At 70.9% G+C, this 19,686-nt stretch carries 18 protein-coding genes; 9 read left to right on the forward strand and 9 right to left on the reverse strand.

From position 1 onward, the window contains the following. The first annotated feature begins 399 nt into the window (after nt 1-399). Nucleotides 400-1,221 (forward strand): MOSC domain-containing protein, encoded by an 822-nt coding sequence (locus ETD85_RS46225; protein ID WP_138696209.1) that lies wholly within the window; start codon nt 400-402, stop codon nt 1,219-1,221. Nucleotides 1,222-1,308: 87 nt separating this feature from the next. Here the strand turns inward: ETD85_RS46225 and abc-f are convergent, their stop codons facing one another. Both abc-f and ETD85_RS46235 read right to left on the reverse strand, forming a co-directional pair. After that, nucleotides 1,309-2,964: a ribosomal protection-like ABC-F family protein gene (gene abc-f, locus ETD85_RS46230; RefSeq protein WP_138696210.1), complete on the reverse strand. Its 1,656-nt coding sequence runs from the start codon at nt 2,962-2,964 to the stop codon at nt 1,309-1,311. A gap of 59 nt (nt 2,965-3,023) precedes the next feature. Beyond that, nucleotides 3,024-3,875, reverse strand: a complete 852-nt coding sequence (locus ETD85_RS46235) for an SDR family oxidoreductase (RefSeq protein ID WP_138696211.1) — start codon at nt 3,873-3,875, stop codon at nt 3,024-3,026. Between the two features lie 130 nt (nt 3,876-4,005). Between ETD85_RS46235 and ETD85_RS46240 the strand changes: the two genes are divergently transcribed. Then, nucleotides 4,006-4,620 carry a TetR/AcrR family transcriptional regulator gene (locus ETD85_RS46240; protein WP_138696212.1) on the forward strand — a complete coding sequence of 205 codons (615 nt, stop codon included), beginning with the start codon at nt 4,006-4,008 and terminating at the stop codon, nt 4,618-4,620. Nucleotides 4,621-4,735: 115 nt separating this feature from the next. On the opposite strand, the gene ETD85_RS46245 is transcribed toward ETD85_RS46240, so the two are convergent. Further along, nucleotides 4,736-5,443, reverse strand: coding sequence for an SDR family oxidoreductase (locus ETD85_RS46245; RefSeq protein WP_138696213.1), 708 nt, complete (start codon nt 5,441-5,443; stop codon nt 4,736-4,738). Nucleotides 5,444-5,502: 59 nt separating this feature from the next. On the opposite strand from ETD85_RS46245, the gene ETD85_RS46250 reads away from it, so the two are divergent. Next, nucleotides 5,503-5,910 carry a MerR family transcriptional regulator gene (locus tag ETD85_RS46250; RefSeq protein WP_138696214.1) on the forward strand — a complete coding sequence of 136 codons (408 nt, stop codon included), beginning with the start codon at nt 5,503-5,505 and terminating at the stop codon, nt 5,908-5,910. A gap of 41 nt (nt 5,911-5,951) precedes the next feature. Here ETD85_RS46250 and ETD85_RS46255 read toward each other — a convergent pair whose 3' ends face one another. Continuing rightward, nucleotides 5,952-6,896 carry a helix-turn-helix transcriptional regulator gene (locus tag ETD85_RS46255; RefSeq protein ID WP_138696215.1) on the reverse strand — a complete coding sequence of 315 codons (945 nt, stop codon included), beginning with the start codon at nt 6,894-6,896 and terminating at the stop codon, nt 5,952-5,954. 190 nt (nt 6,897-7,086) lie between these two features. Here ETD85_RS46255 and ETD85_RS46260 point away from each other — a divergent pair, with 190 nt between their 5' ends. Next, nucleotides 7,087-7,929, forward strand: coding sequence for an SDR family oxidoreductase (locus ETD85_RS46260; RefSeq protein ID WP_138696216.1), 843 nt, complete (start codon nt 7,087-7,089; stop codon nt 7,927-7,929). A gap of 571 nt (nt 7,930-8,500) precedes the next feature. On the opposite strand, the gene ETD85_RS46270 is transcribed toward ETD85_RS46260, so the two are convergent. After that, nucleotides 8,501-9,046, reverse strand: a complete 546-nt coding sequence (locus ETD85_RS46270) for a helix-turn-helix domain-containing protein (RefSeq protein WP_138696217.1) — start codon at nt 9,044-9,046, stop codon at nt 8,501-8,503. A 58-nt stretch (nt 9,047-9,104) separates the two neighbouring features. Between ETD85_RS46270 and ETD85_RS46275 the strand changes: the two genes are divergently transcribed. Further along, nucleotides 9,105-10,262 (forward strand): pyridoxal phosphate-dependent aminotransferase, encoded by a 1,158-nt coding sequence (locus tag ETD85_RS46275; protein WP_138696218.1) that lies wholly within the window; start codon nt 9,105-9,107, stop codon nt 10,260-10,262. 177 nt (nt 10,263-10,439) lie between these two features. After that, on the forward strand, nt 10,440-12,422 hold the full coding sequence (locus ETD85_RS46280) for a hypothetical protein (protein WP_138696219.1): 1,983 nt from the start codon (nt 10,440-10,442) through the stop codon (nt 12,420-12,422). A 75-nt stretch (nt 12,423-12,497) separates the two neighbouring features. Here the strand turns inward: ETD85_RS46280 and ETD85_RS46285 are convergent, their stop codons facing one another. Then, on the reverse strand, nt 12,498-13,220 hold the full coding sequence (locus ETD85_RS46285; protein ID WP_170247203.1) for an ABC transporter permease: 723 nt from the start codon (nt 13,218-13,220) through the stop codon (nt 12,498-12,500). After that, nucleotides 13,217-14,176, reverse strand: coding sequence for an ABC transporter ATP-binding protein (locus tag ETD85_RS46290; RefSeq protein ID WP_138696221.1), 960 nt, complete (start codon nt 14,174-14,176; stop codon nt 13,217-13,219). Before ETD85_RS46290 ends, ETD85_RS46285 begins: the two co-directional genes overlap by 4 nt. A 196-nt stretch (nt 14,177-14,372) precedes the next feature. On the opposite strand from ETD85_RS46290, the gene ETD85_RS46295 reads away from it, so the two are divergent. From ETD85_RS46295 to ETD85_RS46305, 3 genes are all read left to right on the forward strand, one after another. Beyond that, entirely contained in the window at nt 14,373-14,804 is a 432-nt protein-coding gene (locus ETD85_RS46295; RefSeq protein ID WP_206059300.1) for a DoxX family protein, read from the forward strand. 135 nt (nt 14,805-14,939) lie between these two features. Then, nucleotides 14,940-16,652 (forward strand): immunity 49 family protein, encoded by a 1,713-nt coding sequence (locus ETD85_RS46300; protein WP_138696222.1) that lies wholly within the window; start codon nt 14,940-14,942, stop codon nt 16,650-16,652. A 97-nt stretch (nt 16,653-16,749) separates the two neighbouring features. Further along, nucleotides 16,750-17,646, forward strand: coding sequence for a LysR family transcriptional regulator (locus tag ETD85_RS46305; RefSeq protein WP_138696223.1), 897 nt, complete (start codon nt 16,750-16,752; stop codon nt 17,644-17,646). 42 nt (nt 17,647-17,688) lie between these two features. On the opposite strand, the gene ETD85_RS46310 is transcribed toward ETD85_RS46305, so the two are convergent. Together ETD85_RS46310 and ETD85_RS46315 are read right to left on the reverse strand one after the other, a co-directional pair. Continuing rightward, on the reverse strand, nt 17,689-18,957 hold the full coding sequence (locus ETD85_RS46310; protein WP_138696224.1) for an NAD(P)/FAD-dependent oxidoreductase: 1,269 nt from the start codon (nt 18,955-18,957) through the stop codon (nt 17,689-17,691). 130 nt (nt 18,958-19,087) lie between these two features. Then, complete coding sequence (locus tag ETD85_RS46315; RefSeq protein WP_420847307.1) at nt 19,088-19,663, reverse strand: YceI family protein; 576 nt, start codon at nt 19,661-19,663, stop codon at nt 19,088-19,090. Nucleotides 19,664-19,686: the final 23 nt, after the last annotated feature.

Here is a 19,686-nt window from a genome sequence, read left to right on the forward strand (position 1 = left end):
GGGTGAGGGCGGCCTGGTCGGCGAGGGCGGGGTAGTCGGTGCAGCCGCGGTGGAGGGCATCGGCCAGGGCGATGGTGGCCGTCCTCGGTGATCTCGGCGCCGGTGAGCTCGGCTCCCACGGGGTCAGGCCGTCCGGCAGCGGGGAGCCCTGCCCCGACGACGACCGCGCCACCCCACCGGAATCCCGCTCTGACCCGGGATGACTGGTGTCATCCGATGGATCGGATGCACACCGTCAAGGTGTCCAAGAGCCTGCCCAGCCCGTCCGGGGCCGCCGACGTCGTCAAGGCGCCGGCGGTGATCTGCTCGCGGTGGCCACGTAAGGATCTGCCGAACGAGGGTCAGATGAGCGGTCGCTGGCCCCTCGTGAAACCGCTCTCTCGGACGTAAAGTGACGGGGTGGAGCTAGCTGAGATCCGGAAATATCCGGTGAAGTCGGTTTCGGGACGGGTGGTGGATTCGGCGGTCGTCGAGCCGTGGGGGCTGGCGGGAGACCGCCGCTGGGCCGTCGTGAACGAGCAGGGGGGCGTTCACTGGCTCGGGGAGAATCCCCGGCTGCTGTCCGTCGTCGCCAGCGTCACGGCCGAGGACGGGCTGCTGATCGAGGCGCCGGGACTGCCCCAGCTGAAGGTCCCTCCGGCCACCGGAGAGCGCGTTCCCGTGGGTTTCGCCGAAGTGGACAGCGTCGTGCTCGCCGACCCCGACGCGCACGCCTGGTTCACCCGGCTGCTCGGCAAGCCGGCCCGCCTGGTCTGGCTCGACGACCCCACCCGCTGCGCCGTCCCGGCCTCCCACGGCGGCCTGCCCGGCGAGGTGGTCAGTCTCGCGGGGGACGCCCCCATCCTGCTCACCTCCCGCTCCTCGCTGCGCCGCCTGGACGACTGGATCCTCGAAGACGCCGCGGAACGCCAGGACGACCCGCCCGCCCCCCTGGACATGGCCAGATTCCGCCCCAACCTCGTGATCGACGGCGCACCCCCGTACGCAGAGGACGGCTGGCGCGAGATCCGCATCGGCCCGCTCGCGTTCCGCTTCTCGGAACACTGCGACCGCTGCGCCGCCACCACCTACGACCCGGTCACCTTCGAGAAGGGCCAGGAACCTCTGCGCACCCTCGCCCGTCACCGCCGCTGGGACGGCAAGACCTGGTTCGGCATCCGCCTGGTCCCCCGAGGCCGGGGCGAACTGCGGCTCGGCGACCCGGTCACCGTCCTGGCCTGAACCGGCCGGAGACCTCGGGGCCTGCCGGGCGTGCTGCGGGTCCGAGGTCCGCCGGTACGCGGCGTACGGCGAGCGGGCTCGGCGCGGTCACGCAGCCACGTGCGGCAGCGTCACCCTGCCCGCGTTGAGCTCCAGGTGGGAGCCGGTGAAGGCGGCCCGCATGCGCCGGTCGTGGGTGACGATGACGACCGCGCCCTCGTAGCCGGCCAGAGCATGCTCCAAGTCGTCCACCAGGGCGGGGGACAGGTGGTTGGTGGGTTCGTCCAGGAGCAGCAGATCGGCCGGTTCGCTGACCATGCGGGCGAGTTCGAGCCTGCGGCGCAGGCCGGGGGAGAGGGTCTTGACCGGCGAGGCGAGCTGGGCGGCGCGGAACAGCCCGAGCGCGAGCAGCGCATCGGCGTGCTCGGCCGGATCTCCCGGCCGCTCAGCCGCGAACGCCTCCAGGACCGTGCCCGCGCCGCCGGCCATGCCGTCTTGCTGACGCAGATGACCCACCCGGGCGACCCGGCGGACCGTGCCGGTGTCGGGGGCGAGTTCGCCGGCCAGGACGTGCAGGAGCGTGGTCTTGCCCGCGCCGTTGGGGCCGGTGACCAGCAGCCGTGCGCCCGGTTCGATGCGCAGCGACTCGACGTGCAGGCGCTCGCCGACCCGCACATCCGTCAGCTCCACGAGAGGGCCGGCGGCGTCGATGCCGGCGGCGGTGACGTGGGCGGCGAACCGCAGAGGCGGCGCAGGCGGCGCGACCCGGTCCAGATGGAGCCGCCGCAGCCGTTCACGAGCGCCGCGGATCCTGCTCATCGCCCCGTGCGCCCGCGATCGGGCGCGGAACGCCCCGGCCCCGCTGAAGGCGGCCGGGGCCTTGCGCGGGATGGCGGCCAGCCGATGGGCATGGGAGTCGGCCAGCGCCTCCTGGCGGGCCACCTCCGCGCGCCACTCCTGGTGCTCTCGCGCCCAGCGCGCCCTGGCCGCCGCCTTGGCCTGCAGGAATCCGGGGTAGCCGTTGCCGTAACGGTGCACGGTGCGCAGCTCATCGTCCACCTCCACGATGGCGGAGGTGACCCGTTCCAGGAAAAGCCGGTCGTGCGTGACCGCGATCAAGGTGCCCCGGTGATTTCGCAGGTGGTCCTCCAGCCAGGCGACGGCCTGGTCGTCGAGGTCATTGGTGGGCTCGTCGAGGAGCAGCACCTCCGGAGCCGCGGCCAGGGTCGCGGCCAGCGCGAGCCGGGAGCGCTGCCCGCCCGACAGGAGCCCCAGCGGGCGGTTGCGGTCCAGCCCGGGCAGGCCGAGCGCGTTCAGCATGATCTCGACCCGGGTGCCGGCCTGGTATCCCTCGCGGGCCTCGAACCGGGCCACCAGATCGCCGTAGCCGGCCAGCTCGGCGGGCGTGGCATCACCCAGGCGGAGCTCGGCCTGGCGGATCCGGCGCTCCAGGTCGCGCAGGTCGGCCAGCGCGAGATCGATGGCGTCGCCGACGAGGGCGGTCGCGGGCAGATCCAAGGTCTGGGCCAGGTAGCCGACGCCACCGGGCGCCGTGACGGTGACGGTGCCGTTGTCGGGCCGGCTCCGTCCGGCGAGCAGGCGCAGCAGCGTCGACTTTCCGGAGCCGTTGTCGCCGATCACACCGACCTTCTCGCCGGGCCTGACCGTGAGCGAGACCTCGCTGAGCACGATCTTGTCGTCGTACCGCTTGGTGACGCCGGACAGGACGAGCTGGGTGTCGGATGAGGAATGACCGATGCGCATAGAGGCGTCCTCCTGATATCGGCGCGGCCGGGTGGGCGGTGTGGCGGTCCTGGGGCCGGTCAACCGGCGGTTCCGGGGGCGGGTACGGCGTGTTCGGCGGCGCGGCTGACCTGCTCCCAGGCGGCCCAGGTCTGCATCCGCCGGCGGGAGATGTCGAAGGCCAGGTCGTAGACCATGCTGCCGAGCAGCAGCCGCAGCGGCGGGTCCTCGCTGTCGACCAGCTTCAGCAGCGCCTCGGCGGCCAGCCGCGGCTCACTGTCGATCGAGCCCTCGGCCCACTGCTTTTCCAGCTCGGCGCGGAGCGGGCCGTACTGCGCCGACGGCGAGGTCGTCGTCATGCTGGTGTACAGGTCGGTCCAGTAGCCGCCGGGCTGGAGGATGCTGAGCTTGACGCCGAACGGTGCGGCCTCCATCGCCAGCGCCTCGCTCATCCCCTCCAGCGCGAACTTGCTCGCGCTGTACATCCCGGTGCTCGGGAAGCCGCCCAGGGCGGCGATGCTGGAGACCTGCACGATGTGACCGGAGGCCTGGGCGCGCAGGTGCGGCAGGACGGCCTGGCACACCCACATCGCCCCGAAGAGATTGACCTCCAGCTGGGCGCGCGCCTCGGCCTCGGTGAACTCCTCGACCATGCCCGAGGACATGGTCCCGGCATTGTTCACCACGACGTCGAGCCGGCCGAAGTGCCCGACGGCGGTGTCCACGGCGGCGAACACCGCGGCGCGGTCGGTCACGTCCAGGGGAAGGGCAAGGAGCCGATCTCCGTACCGGTCGTCGAGGTCCTGTCGCGCGATGGTCCGGGCGGCGGCGGCCACGCGATCGCCGCGCTCCAGCGCGGCGAGAGTGAACGCGCGGCCCAGGCCGCGGCTGGCTCCCGTGATGAACCAGGTGCGGGGCGGGACGGTACGCATAGGAGAACTCCGATCGGTTGCACGCTCTGACGAGACGATCCGTCTCGTCTCGGTGAACCGTGACAGTACGGGCTCCTCTTCGCAAAGTCAAGACGGACCGTCTCGTCTAGTTGTTTGTTAGGTTGGCGGCATGACGACACAGCGCAAGCCCTCCGCCGACGCGACCCGCCGGAACGAGGCCTCCCGGCGGGCCATCCTCGCCGCGGCATTCGAGCTGGTGCAGGAGGTGGGATACGCGAAGCTGAGCATCGAGGGCATCGCGGCCCGGGCCGGTGTCGGCAAGCAGACGATCTACCGCTGGTGGTCCTCCAAGGGGGCGGTCCTCTTTGATGCCTTCCTCATGCTCAGCGAGCAGCCGGACGGCGGAGGGAGTGCCCTGCCCGACACCGGCGATCTGGAGGCGGACCTGAAGGCGGTGCTGCGCGCCACGGTCGAAGAGCTCAACGATCCGCGCTACGACGAGCCGATGCGCGCCCTGAACACCGAGATCACCCATGATCCGGCGCTCGCCGCTCTCTACGCGGAGCGGCTGGACGGGCCGATGAGGGAGCTGAAGAAGCAGCGGCTGCGCAGCGCTCAGCGGGCCGGGCAGCTGGCCGAGGACCTCGATCTCGACGTGGCCGTCGACATGCTTTGGGGGCCCTTGCTCAACCGGTGGCTCCAGCGCAACGGCGCGCTCACCGCCGGCTATGCCGACAGCATCGTCGAGACCGCTCTCAACGGACTGCGCCCGCGTTCCGGCTGAGGCCGCCGCGCATTCCCGGAACCGGCGCCAGTGGCGTGGGCGCCCTCAACGGACTGGCCGGGATCCCGCGTGCGGGCCGCGGCCTTGTCCGCCGTGACTTTTAAGGTTCAGCAGGTCAGGTGGTGAGGGCGGCCGCCGCTTCCCGGTAGATGACCTCCGGGTCCTCCGACAGCCACGCCTTCACCTGGCGGCTCCAGCCGTCGGCGAGCACCTCGGGCCGGTGCGCCTCGATGCCGTCCAGGGCTGCCGCGACGATCGCCTCCGGGGCGCTCTTGTCGCCGTCGTACCAGGCCATCATGTCGGTGTCCGCGGCGCCCAGGTGCAGGCCCGTCACCAGGGTGCGCTGGCCGGCCAGCTCCAGGCGGACGCTGTTGGTGAGCGCCCACTCGGCGGCCTTGGCCGCGTGGTAGCCGCCCGCACCGTCGTAGGCGAGCCACGAGATCGCCGACAGCACGTTGAGGATCGCGCCGTCGGCCAGCTGGGGCGCGAAGGCGCGGATCACGTTGAGGGTGCCGTAGAAGTGGGTGTCCATCTCGCGGCGGATCAGGTCCAGGTCGCCGGTGACCAGGTTCGCCCCGGTCGAGATGCCTGCGTTGTTGATGACGATCTTGACCTCGGGCGCCGCGGCCACCGCGTCGGCGATCGACGCCGGATCGGTGATGTCGAGGCGCAGCGGGACGACCCCCGGCACGTCGATGAGGTCCGGGCGGCGGGCGGTGGCGTACACCTTGGCGGCGCCGCGGTCGAGAAGGGAAAGGGCGAACTGGCGGCCCAGGCCGCGGTTGGCGCCGGTGACCAGCACGTGTGCTCCGTTGATCTGCATGCCGGATACGCTAAAACCTGACGTTGACGTCAGAGGCAAGTCCTGTGAGGGAGGTCACGGTGCGTATCGGTGAGCTGGCGGTGCAGTCAGGCGTCAGCGTACGGGCCCTGCGCTACTACGAGGAGCAGGGGCTGCTGGAGGCGAACCGGAGCGGCTCCGGCCAGCGCCACTACCCCGAGTCGGCGGCCGACCGGGTTCACCTGATCCAGATGCTCTACGCGGCCGGCCTGTCCAGCCGGACCATCGCCGAGCTGCTGCCCTGCGTCGAGGCCAAGGTCAGCACGCCGGAGTCGCGGGCCCGGCTGACCGGCGAACGCGATCGCATCGATGCCCAGATCGCCGCGCTGACCCGTACTCGTGACCGCCTCGACCAGGTCATCGCCTTCGCCGGAAGTCCGGCCAGCGGCTGCGCGTGGATCGCGGACGAAGAGGTCGCCACGCAGGCGAGCCACTCCGCGACGGCGTGACCGCGCCACGGTGGTGCGGCCTACCAGCGGCCGCGTCGCCCTCATGGTCTCATGGCGGTGGACGCCGGGCGCGTCCCTGAGTCCGCGTCATCTCGGGCGCTCTTCGGCTCCGCCCCTGGAGAGCCGGCTGCCGGCTCGTTCCACTGGGCAAGCAGGTGCAGCGCGGTCTCGGACGGGCTGCCGGGCTCGACGTCGTAGATGAACAGCGTCTGGTCGGGGTCGTCGGCCGGCGTGAGGGCCTGGTAGGTGATGGTGAGGTCGCCGACGAGGGGATGGTGGTAGTCCTTGCTACCGGTGGTGCGCTGGTGAACCATGTTGTCGGACCAGTGGCGGCGGAATTCCTGGCTGTGGATGGACAGGTCTCCGACCAGGGCGCTGAGGGCCGGATCGTCGGGGTGGCGGCCGGCGTCCCGGCGGAGCATGGCGGCCGTGTCGGCGGCGACGGCGGCCCAGTTCTTGTACAGCTCGCGGGCGTGAGGATCGAGGAAGATGAAGCGTGCCTGGTTGCGCTCGGCCGCGGGCAGGGCGCGGAAGTCGGTGATCAGACGTCCGGCGAGCCGGTTGTGGGCCAGGACGTCGAGCCGGCGGCCGAGGACGAAGGCGGGCCGGCGCGCCGCTTCCAGGGTCTCCAGCAGCCGCCAGGTGGCCGCGTGGACGCGTTGCGGACGCGGGCGCCGTCTGCGCTGGGCGGGCATGGGACGCGCGAGGAGGTGCAGGTGCTCGCGTTCGGCGTCGCCGAGGTGGAGGGCGGTGGCGAGCGCGTCGAGGACCTCGGGTGAGGCGCTGCGGCTGCGGCCCTGTTCCAGGCGGGTGTAGTAGTCCACGCTCACCCCGGCCAGCCGGGCCAGTTCCTCGCGCCGTAGGCCGGACACGCGGCGCCGGCCCAGGAGCGGCTCGTCCAGCCCGGCCTCGTGCGGGCTGAGCCGGGCGCGGGCCGAGCGCAGGAACTCCGCCAGCGGGGTGTTGATGTGCTGCTCACGGTCCATACCACCCAGTTTCGCGCCTTCTTGCGGAGCGGCGGCCCGTGAGGGTGGCCCAGTTTGTCCCCCGATGGCTTGGGCCCTTTTGCCGCCTGTTTTCGCTGTTCGGAGCTGGTTTCGTGGAAGCCGGGCCGGATGCGGGACGCGTCCCCCGCACCTCCGCTCTTCACTCAGCAAACGGACAAGGAGTGTTCACATGTTCACATGGTTCATCACCGGTGCTTCCCGGGGCCTCGGCCTGGAGATCGCTCGCGCCGCCGTGGCGGGTGGCGACGCCGTGGTGGCGGCGGCCCGCAACCCGGACGCCCTGCCGGAGGATCTCAAGCAGTCCGACCGGGTGCTCGGTGTCCGGCTCGACGTCACCCGCGGCGAGGAGATCACGCGCGCTGTCGCGGCGGCGATCGAGCGCTTCGGCGCCATCGATGTCCTGGTCAACAACGCGGGCCGGGGTCTGCTCGGCGCGCTGGAGGAGATCACCGACGCCGAGGCGCGTTCCCTGTTCGACCTCAACGTCTTCGCCCTGATCAACCTCACCCGCGCGGTGCTGCCGGGCATGCGCGCCGCCGGCTCCGGCAAGATCATCAACATCGGGTCCCGCTCCGGGTTCGAGGGCGAACCCGGGGTGAGCCTGTACGCCGCCTCGAAGTTCGCCGTCGCCGGGATCAGCGAGTCGCTGTCGGCGGAGCTGGCGCCGTTCGGGATCCAGTGCATGGTCGTCGAGCCCGGCGTCTTCCGTACCGACTTCCTCGACACCAGCTCCCTGTCCACGGCCGCGCACCGCATCGACGCCTACGACGGCACGCCCGCGCACGTGACCTTGGACTGGGCCGGCGAGGCCAACCACAGCCAGCTCGGCGACCCGGTCAAGGGCGCCGCGCTGATCTACGAGGTCGCCTGCCAGGACAGGCTGCCAGGGCACCTGTACCTCGGGCCCGACACCCTCGAGCGGCTGCAGGTCAAGCTGGACCTGATCGAGCGGGACGTGGCCGCCTGGCGGGACAGGTCCACCGCCACGGCGCACGACGATGCCGCGGCCTGAGAGCGACGTACCGTCGGCCGCGGTGCCAGGTCCGCCAACCGCACCGGCCGCACCACTTGAGAGGGCATCCCACGAACGGCGCCGACCCCTGCCGGCGCCGTGGCGTTCGCCTCGTCGTGGTCGCGAAGCATGCGCAGGACGGTGGCCGGGGAGGGGGTGCCCGTCCGCTTTCTTGCCTTGGTGATACCGAGGCGTGCGGCGATCTCGCGCAGGCTGAGGTGCAGGGCCACCCGCTTCTCAGCGCGGACCAGGACGCCGACCGCACGGTGAGGGCCGTCGCAGAATGGCCGGAGAACCACCGGCTCGCCTACCAGGACCTGCGGACGCTGACGGCACCGCCCTCGATGAGGGTGGTGCGGCAGGCGGCTTCCGAGGTCAGCAGGTCAGGCGCCAGGCCTGCTCGCTCTGCCCGGTCAGGTGCAGGCCTTACCTGCGGCCCAGGCGCGACAAGCAGATCGCCGCCAGCGAGCGAACCGCCACCGGCAGCGACAACTGGACCATCGACCGCGAGATCTGGGCCGACCGTCGATGGCCCCTTCTGTGGTGGCCCCTCGTCCTGCCGATGCTCTCCTCAGCTGTCGGGGTGCACCATGAGAAGGACGGCGCGGTTGTGGGCGGCGTGGCCTTGGTACTGGTGCGGGCGGGCGGCATCGAACCGGATGGAGTCGCCTTCGGCCAGGTCGGTGAGGGAGTCGGCGGGCCCGGTGGTGACGCGTCCGCAGGTGAGTACGAGGCACTCCTCGACGCCGGGCAGGTGGGCGTCGGAGTGCTGGGTGTTCTGGCTGATGGCGATGTCGTAAACCTCCACGGTGCCGCGCAGCCTGATGCGGTGGAGGAGACGCGCGCTGACCGTGTCACTCTCGACCTGCGGTCGCCTGTCGCCGGCGCGTACCACCTCGACGGCCGAGGCGGGCGTCTCCAGCAGCTCGCCGAGGGACGCCTTCAGCGCGGTGGCCAGGGCCCACAGGGTGCTCAGGGTGGGGTTGCCCTGGCCCTGTTCGATGCCGTGCAGCGTGGTCTTGCTGATGCCGCTGGCGGACGCCAGGTCGGCCAGTGATATCCCGGCCGCCGTACGGAGCCGGTGCACGTTCTGCCCCACCACTTGCGTAAGATCCATGCGTATCAGCATAGTGATATGCCTGTACCAGTGAAACGGTTTCGACTTCGGAGGCGACATGACGGTGACGCGGCTGCGCGACATCCCGGGCATCGGTGTGGACACCATCGGTGACGCGGCTGACGCGATGGACGATCCGGAGTTCTTGCGACTGGAGAACCTCGACACCGACCTGCGGCCGCCCGCCGTCGCCCTGGCCGCCACGCATGCCGCCGTCGACGACGACGCGGCCAACAGCTATCTGCCGTTCCAAGGGCATCGCTCCCTCCGCGAGGCCGCCGCCGGGCACGTCGGGCGCATCTGCGGGCGCCACTACGACCCCGGCACCGAATGCGTCAGCGTGGCCGGCGGGCTCAACGGCATACTCAACACGCTGCTCGCCACCGTGGAAAGCGGGCAGGAAGTCGTGCTGTGCGACCCCATCTACGCGGGCCTGGTCAACCGCGTCCGGCTCGCAGGCGGTGTTCCCCGCTTCGTCCCCGCACAGCCCACCGCGGACGGCTGGACCGTCGACCCCGAACGACTCGCCGACGCCGTCGGGCCCGACACGGCGGCGGTCCTGATGATGGGGCCGGCGATGCCGACCGGCCTCGTCCTGGACGAGCGCCACTGGTCCGCCCTCTCGGACGCCTGCGAACGCCACAACGCCTGGCTGATCTACGACGCGGCCATGGAACGCATCCGCTTCGACGGCCGCCCGCCCAGCCACCCTGCGGCCCACGAGGGTCTGGCACGGCACACCATCACCGTCGGTTCGGCCTCCAAGGAACTGCGGCTCATCGGCTGGCGCGTCGGCTGGGTCGTCGGCCCTGCCCCCATCCTGGCCGACATCCGCCTCGTCGGCCTGATCAACGTCGTGTGCCAGGTCGGCCTGGCCCAGCAAGCGGTGGCCGCCGCGCTGGACGCACCCGACGCCGATGCCGACGTCGCCGCGGCCACCGCCACATGGCAACAGCGCTGCGAGACGGTCCTGGACGAGCTCGCCGCCTACCCGGTCATCCGGCCGCACGGCGGCTGGTCACTCCTCGTCGACACCAGACCCCTGGAACTGACCGCCTCCGAGCTGTCCCGGCGCCTGTTCGACCGGGCGAAGATCGCAGCCACTCCCATGGACGGCTGGGGTCCCAGCGGGGGGCACTACCTGCGGATCGTCTTCGCCAACGAACCCGTCGAACGCCTCACCGGCCTCGGCGAGCGCTTCCGCCTGGCCATCTGATGACAGGCCGCCAAACGTCAGGGCTTGTCGTGATCGTCGACATCGTGCTCAGCGCCGGGCCGCTTGCTCGACTGCATCGTCCGGCAGCTCTGAACGCGCCCGCAGCCCGGCCTTCCAGAGGGCGAGCCACGAGAATGAGAGGGTGTACCGACGCGTGCGACGTCCCGGGAGTGCCCTGTGATCAACGAGGATCTGTCCGAGCCGGAACTCGCCCTCTGGGAGGCGTTCCCCTCAGCGCGTCCAGTAGATCTTCCCGGCACCCCCGTCCGGGCCGCGGTCATCGCAAGGATGCTGCTCGGCGCTCAGGAACGCCTTCCAGGGCAGACGCCTGGCCTGCACCTGTCCGGAGCGCGGATCGCCGGCCGGTTGGACCTGTCCCACGCCGAGGTTCAGCACCCTGTGATCTTGACCAAGTGCGAGTTCGAGGAGGCGCCGGTCCTCACCGGAGCCCGCACCGGCCTGGTCGACCTCGCGGGTTCCCGGTTGCCCGGACTGCAGGCCGCAGATGCCGTGATCGGCGGGAGCCTGCGCCTGGAAGGCTGCGTGATGAACGGCCCGATTCACCTGGCCGGGGCACAGGTGGCCGGAACGATGAACCTCAGCGACGCGCAGATCCACGCAGATCCGGCCGTACATGCCGAGGGCCTGAACGTCGAGCGTGATCTTCTGTGTGCGAACGCCGTCATCGACGGCGAGATACGCCTCGCGGGCGCCAGGGTCGGCGGGATGATGACCCTCGACGGCACGCGGGTCGGACGCGCAGGCGGCTTCAGTCTCACCGCCGAGGGGATCGTCGTCGAGGGCGGGTTGGTGTGCGGCCATGGTTTTCGGTCCTGCGGCGAGCTGAGCGTGCAGGACGCCCGGGTCAGACGCCGGTGTGCGTTCGGCGGAGCCCGGCTTTCCAACCCCGGCGGCATCGCCATGAACGCGGAAAGACTCACCGTCGAGGGTGGGCTGCTCATCAATGACGGCTTCACGGCCGAGGGCGAGGTCCTGCTGCGCGGAGCCCACGTGGCCGGTCCGCTCTCCCTTGCTCACGCGAGCCTCGCCAATGCGGGAGGACGCGCGCTGAACGCCCCGCTGATGGAGATCGGCAGTGGCCTGCGAGCCACACCCGGCTTCGAGGCGGCCGGAGAGGTTTTCCTGGACTCCACCCAGGTCAGCGGATCGGTCAACCTCGACGGCGGGAAGCTGTCCAACCCGGGAGCGACGGCGCTTTCCCTGCGGCGGCTGGGGGCCACCGGCCGGCTCAGCTGCAGCAAAGGCTTCAGCGCCGATGGGGAGATCGTGCTCATCGGCACCAAGGTCGAGGGCAGCATGGAGTTCCACGGCGCTTCACTGAGCAACCCCGGCGGTCGGGTCCTGGCCTTATGGGAGGTGAACGTGGGCGGTGGCATCGACTGCTGCGAAGGGTTCACGGCCCAGGGCACCCTCTCGATCAGAAACTGCCGGATTGCCGCCACACTGTGTTTCGCGGAGACCACCATCGACGGCGACCTTCACCTCCGTGGCGTCGAAGCGGGATCTTTGAAGATCGGGCCTCAGACCGCACTGCTCCGCGCCGTCGACCTCCGCCACTCCCGAGTCGGCGTGCTCGATGACGTTCCCGGCCAGTGGCCCGCGCACCTGATGATGAACGGCTTCACCTACGACAGCCTGGAGGCTCCGCTTCCCGTCCAGGAGCGTCTTGGCTGGCTGGCCAAGGAGTCCTATCAGCCCCAGCCGTACGAGCAGCTGGCCTCCGTCTACCGCAGGCATGGTCACGACGAGGCCGCACGGGACGTGCTGCTGGCCAAACAGCGTCGCCGTCGCACAGGGCAGCGGCTCGGGGTACGGCTGTGGGGGTACGTGCAGGACTGGACCGTCGGGTACGGCTACCGCCCGTTCCGCGCCGCGCTCTGGCTCGCCGCCGTTGTCCTCATCGGCACGGTCGTCTTCGCCTTCCACCAGCCACCGGCTTTCAAGCCAGGCGAGGCACCCCCGTTCAACGCCTTCCTCTACAGCCTGGACCTGCTCCTGCCGATCATCAGCTTCGGGCAGGAGACCGCGTTCGGCCCGCGCGGCCCACAGCAATGGCTCGCCGCCGCGATGATCACGTCAGGGTGGATCCTGGCCACGACCATCCTGGCCGGCCTCACTCGCGCGCTCTCCCGCCAGTGACCCGGCCAGATGCGTTCACCTCGGCAGCCTGAGCAGCCACCATGACCTCGGCCACGTCGCCGCCCGGAAGCCGGATCACGTGATGCCGGAAATGAGCCGTTCGCGATCGAGCACAGCCGAAGCCGCCCGCCACCCGAGAAAGTCGGCAATCAGCAGGACCGACCCGAGTACGAGCGCCACGAGCAGGGTGGCGGGGATGACGTTGACGGCGATGAGCGTGGTGACCACAACCGTCGGAAGGCTCAGGAGCAGGGCGAGCTGCGCCGCGGTGCGCGGGTCGCGCGCGCGGGCGGACACGGCGATGCCGACCCAGACGGACCAGGCGGCCAGCGGCGGGGTGAACAGGAGCTGGGCGAGCAGTTCGGGGCCCCGGATGAACGCGGAGGCGATCGCCGGCCGGGCGAACATCTCGACGACGGCCACGAACAGGGCGAAGACGCCGTAGGCGATGGCGACCGAGGGGATGAAGGCGGCCAGGGCCTTGCCGAGCAGGAGCTCGCGGCGGCTGATCGGGGTGGCGAGCACGGGTTCGAGCGTGCCCTGCAGCCGTTCGCCGACCACCGCGTACGCGGCCGGAACGGCGGGGACCAGCACCGGGATGGCCAGCAGGTAGAGCAGGGTGTGCTCGTGCCGCAGTGCCGTCGCGGCCGAGGCCGGCAGGGCGAAGACCTGGATCAGCGGCTGGATGAGGAAAATCAGCGGCAGGATCGCCATGGTGCCGAAAATGGCGGCATTGCGCCGGTACTCGTACAGCTCCTTGAGCGCGATGGCCCGCACCCGTCGCCTGCTGATCGTCACCCTGCTCCCACCCCTTCCACCAGCTCCAGGTAGACGTCTTCCAGCGAGTGGCGCGTACGGCTGATCGACAGCACGTCGGCGCCCGCCGCCACCAGCGCCCGGGTCACCGCGGGCGCGGCCGCGTCCGGCGCGGACACCTCCAGGACGTAGCCGGCCGCGCCGTCCGGGCGCCAGCCCTCGACGGCGGGCAGGCCGGCGAAGACCTGGCCGGGATCGGCGAGCGGAGCGGCGACGCGGACGGTCAGGGCCGGGGTGAACAGCCGCTCGCGCAGCTCCCCGGGCCGGCCGATCACGCGTACCGTCGTGTTCAGGATCGCGACGCGGTCACACAGCCGCTCGGCCTCGGCCAGGCGGTGCGTGGTCAGGAAGACGGTGACGCCGCGCCGGCTCAGCCCGTCGATCAGCTCCTGGACCTCGCGGGCGGCGACCGGGTCCAGGCCGGAGGTCGGCTCGTCGAGGAAGAGCACCTGGGGGTCGGCCAGCAGCGCCCTGGCCAGCGCCACCCGCTGGCGCAGCCCCTTGGACAGCGTGCCGCAGACGTCGCTGGCCCGGCCGGTCAGGTTCATGGCCCGAAGGGCGTCGCCGATGCGGGCCGCCGGGTCGGGGATCTCGTACAGGTCGGCGAAGCACCGCAGGTTCTCCAGCACGCTGAGGCGCAGGTACAGGCCCGGCGATTCGGGCATGATCGCGATCCGGCGGCGGATCCGCGCGGCGTTGGCCGGGGTGAGCGGGAGCCCGGCGACCGTCGCCTCGCCCGAGGTGGGGGCCAGCAGCGTGCCGAGCGTCCGCACGGTCGTCGTCTTGCCCGCTCCGTTCGGGCCGAGGAATCCGAACACCTCTCCTCGTTCCACCTCGAAGCAGACATCGTCGAACGCGACCCTGTCGCCGAACCGCTTCGACAAGTGCCTGACCGACAACGCGGGCCCGACGGTGGATTCGGGTTTGATGAGGGCCACCTCCTCCCGCGGAGCACCTCCATGGTCCCACCGCGGCCGAATGCCATCACGCCGCGCGCGTCACATTCCTCCGTCACGGCCTGTCATACCAATTGACCGGCGAACCACCGCCGAGGTGACCTCCGAGCCCGCGCCGGAGAGCACCCGTGCACGAGCACGGAGCTCCAGTCACCACCACTTTGCAAAGGACAAATGTATGACCACCCGAGTTTGGCCGCGACGCTTGATGACCGGCGTGTACTGGTTCGTGGCCCTCCAGTTCGCCTTGGGCGCCATCACCAAGTACTGGCCCGGCGAGACGTTCTTCGGCCCGCCCTACGCGGTGCAGTTCGTCGAATGGGGCTACCCGTCCTGGATGCGCTTCGTCGTCGGCAGCCTGGAAGGCCTCGCCGCCGTCCTGCTCGTCATCCCCAGCAGGCGAACGCGCTTCCTGGGCGCGACCACGCTGGCGTTCGTGCTGACCGGAGCGGTCACCACGCACATCATCAGCCCGGACGGCCTGAGCGAAAGCTGGGCCGCGCCGACACACCTCGTCATCGCCGGCGCGCTTGCGCTGGCCAATTGGCCCGCCGACTGGCGGGACCTCCTGCGGGCCCCCGCGGGCCGGGCACCGTCTCCAACGCGGTGACGGAGCGCTCGAAACCGGGCTGGTGTCCTGAGTGAGTGATACACGGTCCGATTTGCGAAGCTGATGCTCTTCCCGTCAAGCTGTGGGACCACTCCATGGGCACAGAGGTGGGAAGTGCGGATAGAGCGTCACCAGGTGAGTGAGGCCGTGGTCGCGGCGGCCCGCGAGGACTTCGGCAACAGGATCGGCGCGATGGTCCGCTCCATGTCGAAGGCCGGGCCGATGACCGATGCGGAATGGTGGCTGATTTCGCGGGAGTTCCTGGACTATCTGGGTGCGCTCTCGGTCGAGACACCCGATCTCGGCACTCCCGAGGCCAAGGCGGCCCTGGAGGACGCTGCCGAGGCCGCCGCGGGCGCCGTGGCCTACGCCGCGTACTACCCGCTCACCTCTTTCCAGGTCTTCCTCAATTACCTCAACTTCGGGATCGGCTACGAGCGCGAATCCGAGGGCCGCCGGACCTCCATCACCGCGGATCAGTGGCTGGACGCGTTCTGCCTGGCGGTTCTGGCCGGCAAGGTGGAACGGCATGGGGAGGCGTTCCACTTCGCCCGCCAGGCTCCTCAGCGGGGCGGTGCCGGGCGTCCGGCCGTGGAGCTCATCAACGGCCTGATGGCGTACGTGATCGGCGACACCGGAGACGACCAGGCGGCCTGTCCTCCGTCGGGGGAGCAGCAGCTGGCCGCGATCGACGCGGCGCTGGGCCGGGTGCGCGCCTTGGCCGGCGAGCTCGACGCGAACCTCGTCGACCACCCGCACAGCATCGCGCTCCACGCGTTGCGCGCCCTGGCCGGCGAGGACCTGGAGACCTTCCGCGCCGATCTGGTCAAGCTGCTCCTTCCCCACAGCGCAAGCGCCCCTGGCGCCCGGCCCCGCACCCTGCTTCCCCTCCTCCCGCTCGCGCTCGCCGCCCTCGCCCGCCACCGGCACAGCTGGACGCCGCTGATCGACACCGGCTATCTCCCGCGCGCGCTGGTGACCCGGTTCGAGGTCCTGGGGCCGCGGGTGGGGGAGTACGGCCGCAACCGGCGTCCGGACGCGGTCGCCGAGCTGGCCGACGGGCCCGTGCCGGTGAAGCGTCCCGGCAGTCCCCAGCCCCTGGACGCCGAGAGCGAGGCCCTGTTCGAGCAGTACACCCGAGAAGCCCTCACCGGAAACTCCGCGGAGGCCTGGGGACTGTGGCAGGCGATGGGACATCAGGGGCGCCTTTTCCAAGCACGTGCCGCGCTGTCCGGCGACGTCACAGACCCGCAGCGGGAGAACCTGCGCCTGGCCTCCCAGCTGGGTGCCGCGCTGTTTCGCGCCGCCCTCGCCGAGCCCGGCACCGGCGTCGAGGTGACGATCGACGACCGCGCGTTCACCGTGCCCGCCGACGACGATACCGAGCCCGGCCACTGGCACGCCGCCATGACCTTCGCCCTGATCACCGGCACCCGCGCGGACCTGGCCCCCGTCGTCCTGGCCGGCCCCGTAGCCCTGCGCAACGACACCTCCGCCTTCGCCTCCTACCGCCGGGCCCTGCACGACTACCTGCGCGGCATCGACCCCGAACCCGCCACCGACCGCGCGCTGCACGACTGCGAGAAGGCCAAGAACTGGGGCTTCTTCCCGCCACCGGCGGTGCTGCTCTCCCAGCTGGTCGAGGGCGACGAGGAAAGCTTCAACCTGGCCCTGCTCGACGCGCTCGAAGCGCACCGCGATCACTACAGCGTCGCCGACCGCGCGGACGATCCGAAGGCCGCGATCAACCTCGACATCCTGGCCCTTGCCTGCCATGCCCGCCGCCGGGGCTGGACCATCCACGTCACCTCCCCTTACCTGCCGGCCGGTCTCCTCGCAGGCGGGTGACCCTCCACTCGAGGTGCGAACAGATCCGGACACTATGGCTCGCAAGTTATATTGTCGAAGATTGATATAATAGGCGCGCTATGTAGCTGGAGGCGTGATGGAGCTGAACTCGCTCAGGCAGTTCCTGGTGGTGGCGCGGCTGGAACACCTCAGCGCCGCGGCCGAGGAGCTTCGCGTCGCCCAGCCGTCGCTGAGCCGGACCATCGCCCGGCTGGAGAGCGAGCTGCGCACCCCGCTGTTCGACCGGAGCGGCCGGCTGCGGCTGAACGACGCGGGCAAGCTTTTCCGCGATCACGTCGAACGCTCTCTGGGCGAGCTGGATGCGGGGCGGCGAGCCGTCGCCGAGGCCGTCAGCGAGGGTGTGGGCACCGTACGGCTCGCGTCGGAGACCTTCCTCACGCTCACCGGGCCGCTGGCGGCCTTCAAACGAGCTCATCCGGCCATTGAGGTCGAGCTCCGCTGGATGGCGGCCGAGGACATGGGCCGTCACCTGCGCTCCCAGGACGTCGACCTGTGCGTCGCCTCCCAGCCGATCTCCGCTGAGGGACTGGAGGCGGTCCCGCTGCTCGATGAGGCGGTCGGTGTGGCCATGCCGCTAGACCATCCGCTGGCGAGCCGTACGTCGGTGAGCATCGACGAGCTCGCCGGCCAGCCCTTCGTCAGCGCCCGCAAGGGGCACTGGCAACGCCGCCTCCTGGACCGGCTCTTCGCCGCACGAGACCGTACCCCGAAGATCGTCTGCGAGGTCGACGAGCTCAGCTCCATCGCGGCCCTGATCAGCGCGGGGCTCGGCATCGGTCTCGTCCCCGCCTTCGCCCGGACCAGCTCCATGCGGGTCCCCGCCGCCTGGGTCCCCGTCGACAGCCCTGACTGCCGGCGCGCGGTCACCCTGTACTGGGGCGCCGACAGCCGCCTTTCCACCGCCGCCCGCCTGATGCGCACCACGATCGCCAACTGGAACTGGATCACCGGCGAACCACAGCAGAAGCGCTGAGGACGCGCTTCGTGATCGTCACAGTGCCGGGTGTCCTGCCGGTCAGGCACCAGCGCGGAGGTCTCGCGAGGTACGGCTCGGCGCGTCCGGCAGGAGGTCCGGCAAGGGTGTGCCGGGGTCGGCGAGTTGTCGCGGGGCGGCGGGGCGCGCGGCGGCGATGAGGGTGCGCAGGTGATCGGCGGCGCCCTGGTGGTCGATGGTCAGGGCGGCCACCGGGATGCCGTGGTCGAGCCAGAAGGCGGTGAATCCGGGAGTGGCGTGCTCGCCGCGGATGACGATGCGGTCCCAGATGGTGGGGAGTCCGAGGTATTCGAGGGTGGAACCGTACTGGGTGGAGAAGAAGTAGGGGACGTGGTCGATGGTCGGGGGCTTGCCGAGCAGGGTGGCCGCGGCGGCCGTGCCGTGGATCACGGCGTTGTCCCAGTGTTCGATCCGTACCGGGTTCAGGTAGCGCGGGTGCTGGTGGCGGGCGACGTCGCCGGCGGCCACGGCGGCCGGGTGCGAGGTGCGCAAGTGCGCGTCGGTGAGGATGCCGCCGTCCACGTGCAGTCCCGCCGCCCGGGCGAGTTCGGTGTTGGGGGTGGCGCCGACGCAGACGATGACGAGGTCGGCGGGGATCGTCCGTCCGGTGATGGTCTGGACGGCTTCGACCGAGCGCGTGCCGAGGATGGCCTCGACGCCGTCGCCGAGGAGCAGGTTCACGCCCTGGTCGCGGTGGCGGCGGGCGACGAGGCCGCCGAGCTGGTCGCCCAGCACGTAGTAGAGCGGTGCGGGCAGGGGGTCGATGACGGTGGTGTGGTTGCCGAACGCCCGGCTGGCGGCCGCGAGTTCGGAGCCGAGCCAGCCCGCGCCGATGACGACGACCTCGCCGGCCGCGCGCAGGGCCGCGGCCAGGTGTTCGGCGTCGTCGCGGTTGCGCAGGTAGCGAACGCCGTCGAGATCGGCGCCCGGCACCTGGAGGCGGCGCGGGCGGGCGCCGGTGGCGATCAGCACCCGGGTGAAGGGAAACTCGGTGCCGTCGGCCAGCCGTACCCGCCGGGCGTCCAGATCGAGGGCGGTGGCGGGGGCGCCGAGTGCCAGGGTGACGTCCTGGTCGGCGTAGAACCGCGGCTTCAGGACGTCGAGGGCGCCGGGCCCGCTGGTGCCCAGGAGGTAGCCCTTGGACAGGGCAGGGCGCTGGTAGGGCAGGTGGGGTTCGTCGCCGACGAGGGTGATCGGCCTGTCGTAGCCGTGGTCGAGCCGGAGGGCCTGGGCGGCCGTCGCGCCGGCCAGGCTCGCTCCGATGATGACGATGCCGGGATCGGCGCTCATGGCAATCCTTCTCAGCTCGACGAGGCGCTGGACCCAGAGCGGCGCTGTCCCGATCCCGCTCGGCCGAACCGCGGAATCGGGACACCACCCGATCGGTGGATGGGGCCTTGCGGCTGCCCGTCCGGTCGGGTCACTTCTGGAGAACGGCCTGGATCTCGAGGCTGATCGACACCTTGTCGCCGACCACGACGCCACCGCCCTCCATCGGGGCACTCATGTCGATGCCGAAGTCGCGCCGGTTGATCTCGGCGGTCGCGGAGAATCCGGCCCGCTGTCCACCCCACTGGTCCGGGCCGAACCCGTTCACCTCGACGGCCAGCGGTACCTGCCTGGTGACGCCGTGCAACGTCAGCTCACCGTCGATGGCCCAACCGTCGCCGGCCTGGCGGATGCCGGTCGAGCGGTAGCTCATCGTCGGATAGGTGCCGATCTCGAGGTAGTCGGCGCTGCGAAGGTGGTTGTCACGTATGTCGCTGCCGGTGTCGATGGACGCGAGATCGATCGTCACGGCCACCGACGAGCCCAGCAGGTCCTCGCTCGTGACGATCGTGACGTCGTAGCCGGTGAACCGGCCACGCGTCTTGCTGATCATGAGATGGCGGACGGTGAAAGCGATCTCGGAGTGCACCGGGTCGGCTTTCCAGGTGCCGGCCAGATAGCCCGGGATCTGGACGGTCGCGGGGGCGGGGGGCATGACTTCCTCCATGGTCGTGGCGTCGCGGCGTGGGC

It is taken from the genome of Nonomuraea zeae (assembly GCF_005889725.1).
Lineage (GTDB): Bacteria > Actinomycetota > Actinomycetes > Streptosporangiales > Streptosporangiaceae > Nonomuraea > Nonomuraea zeae.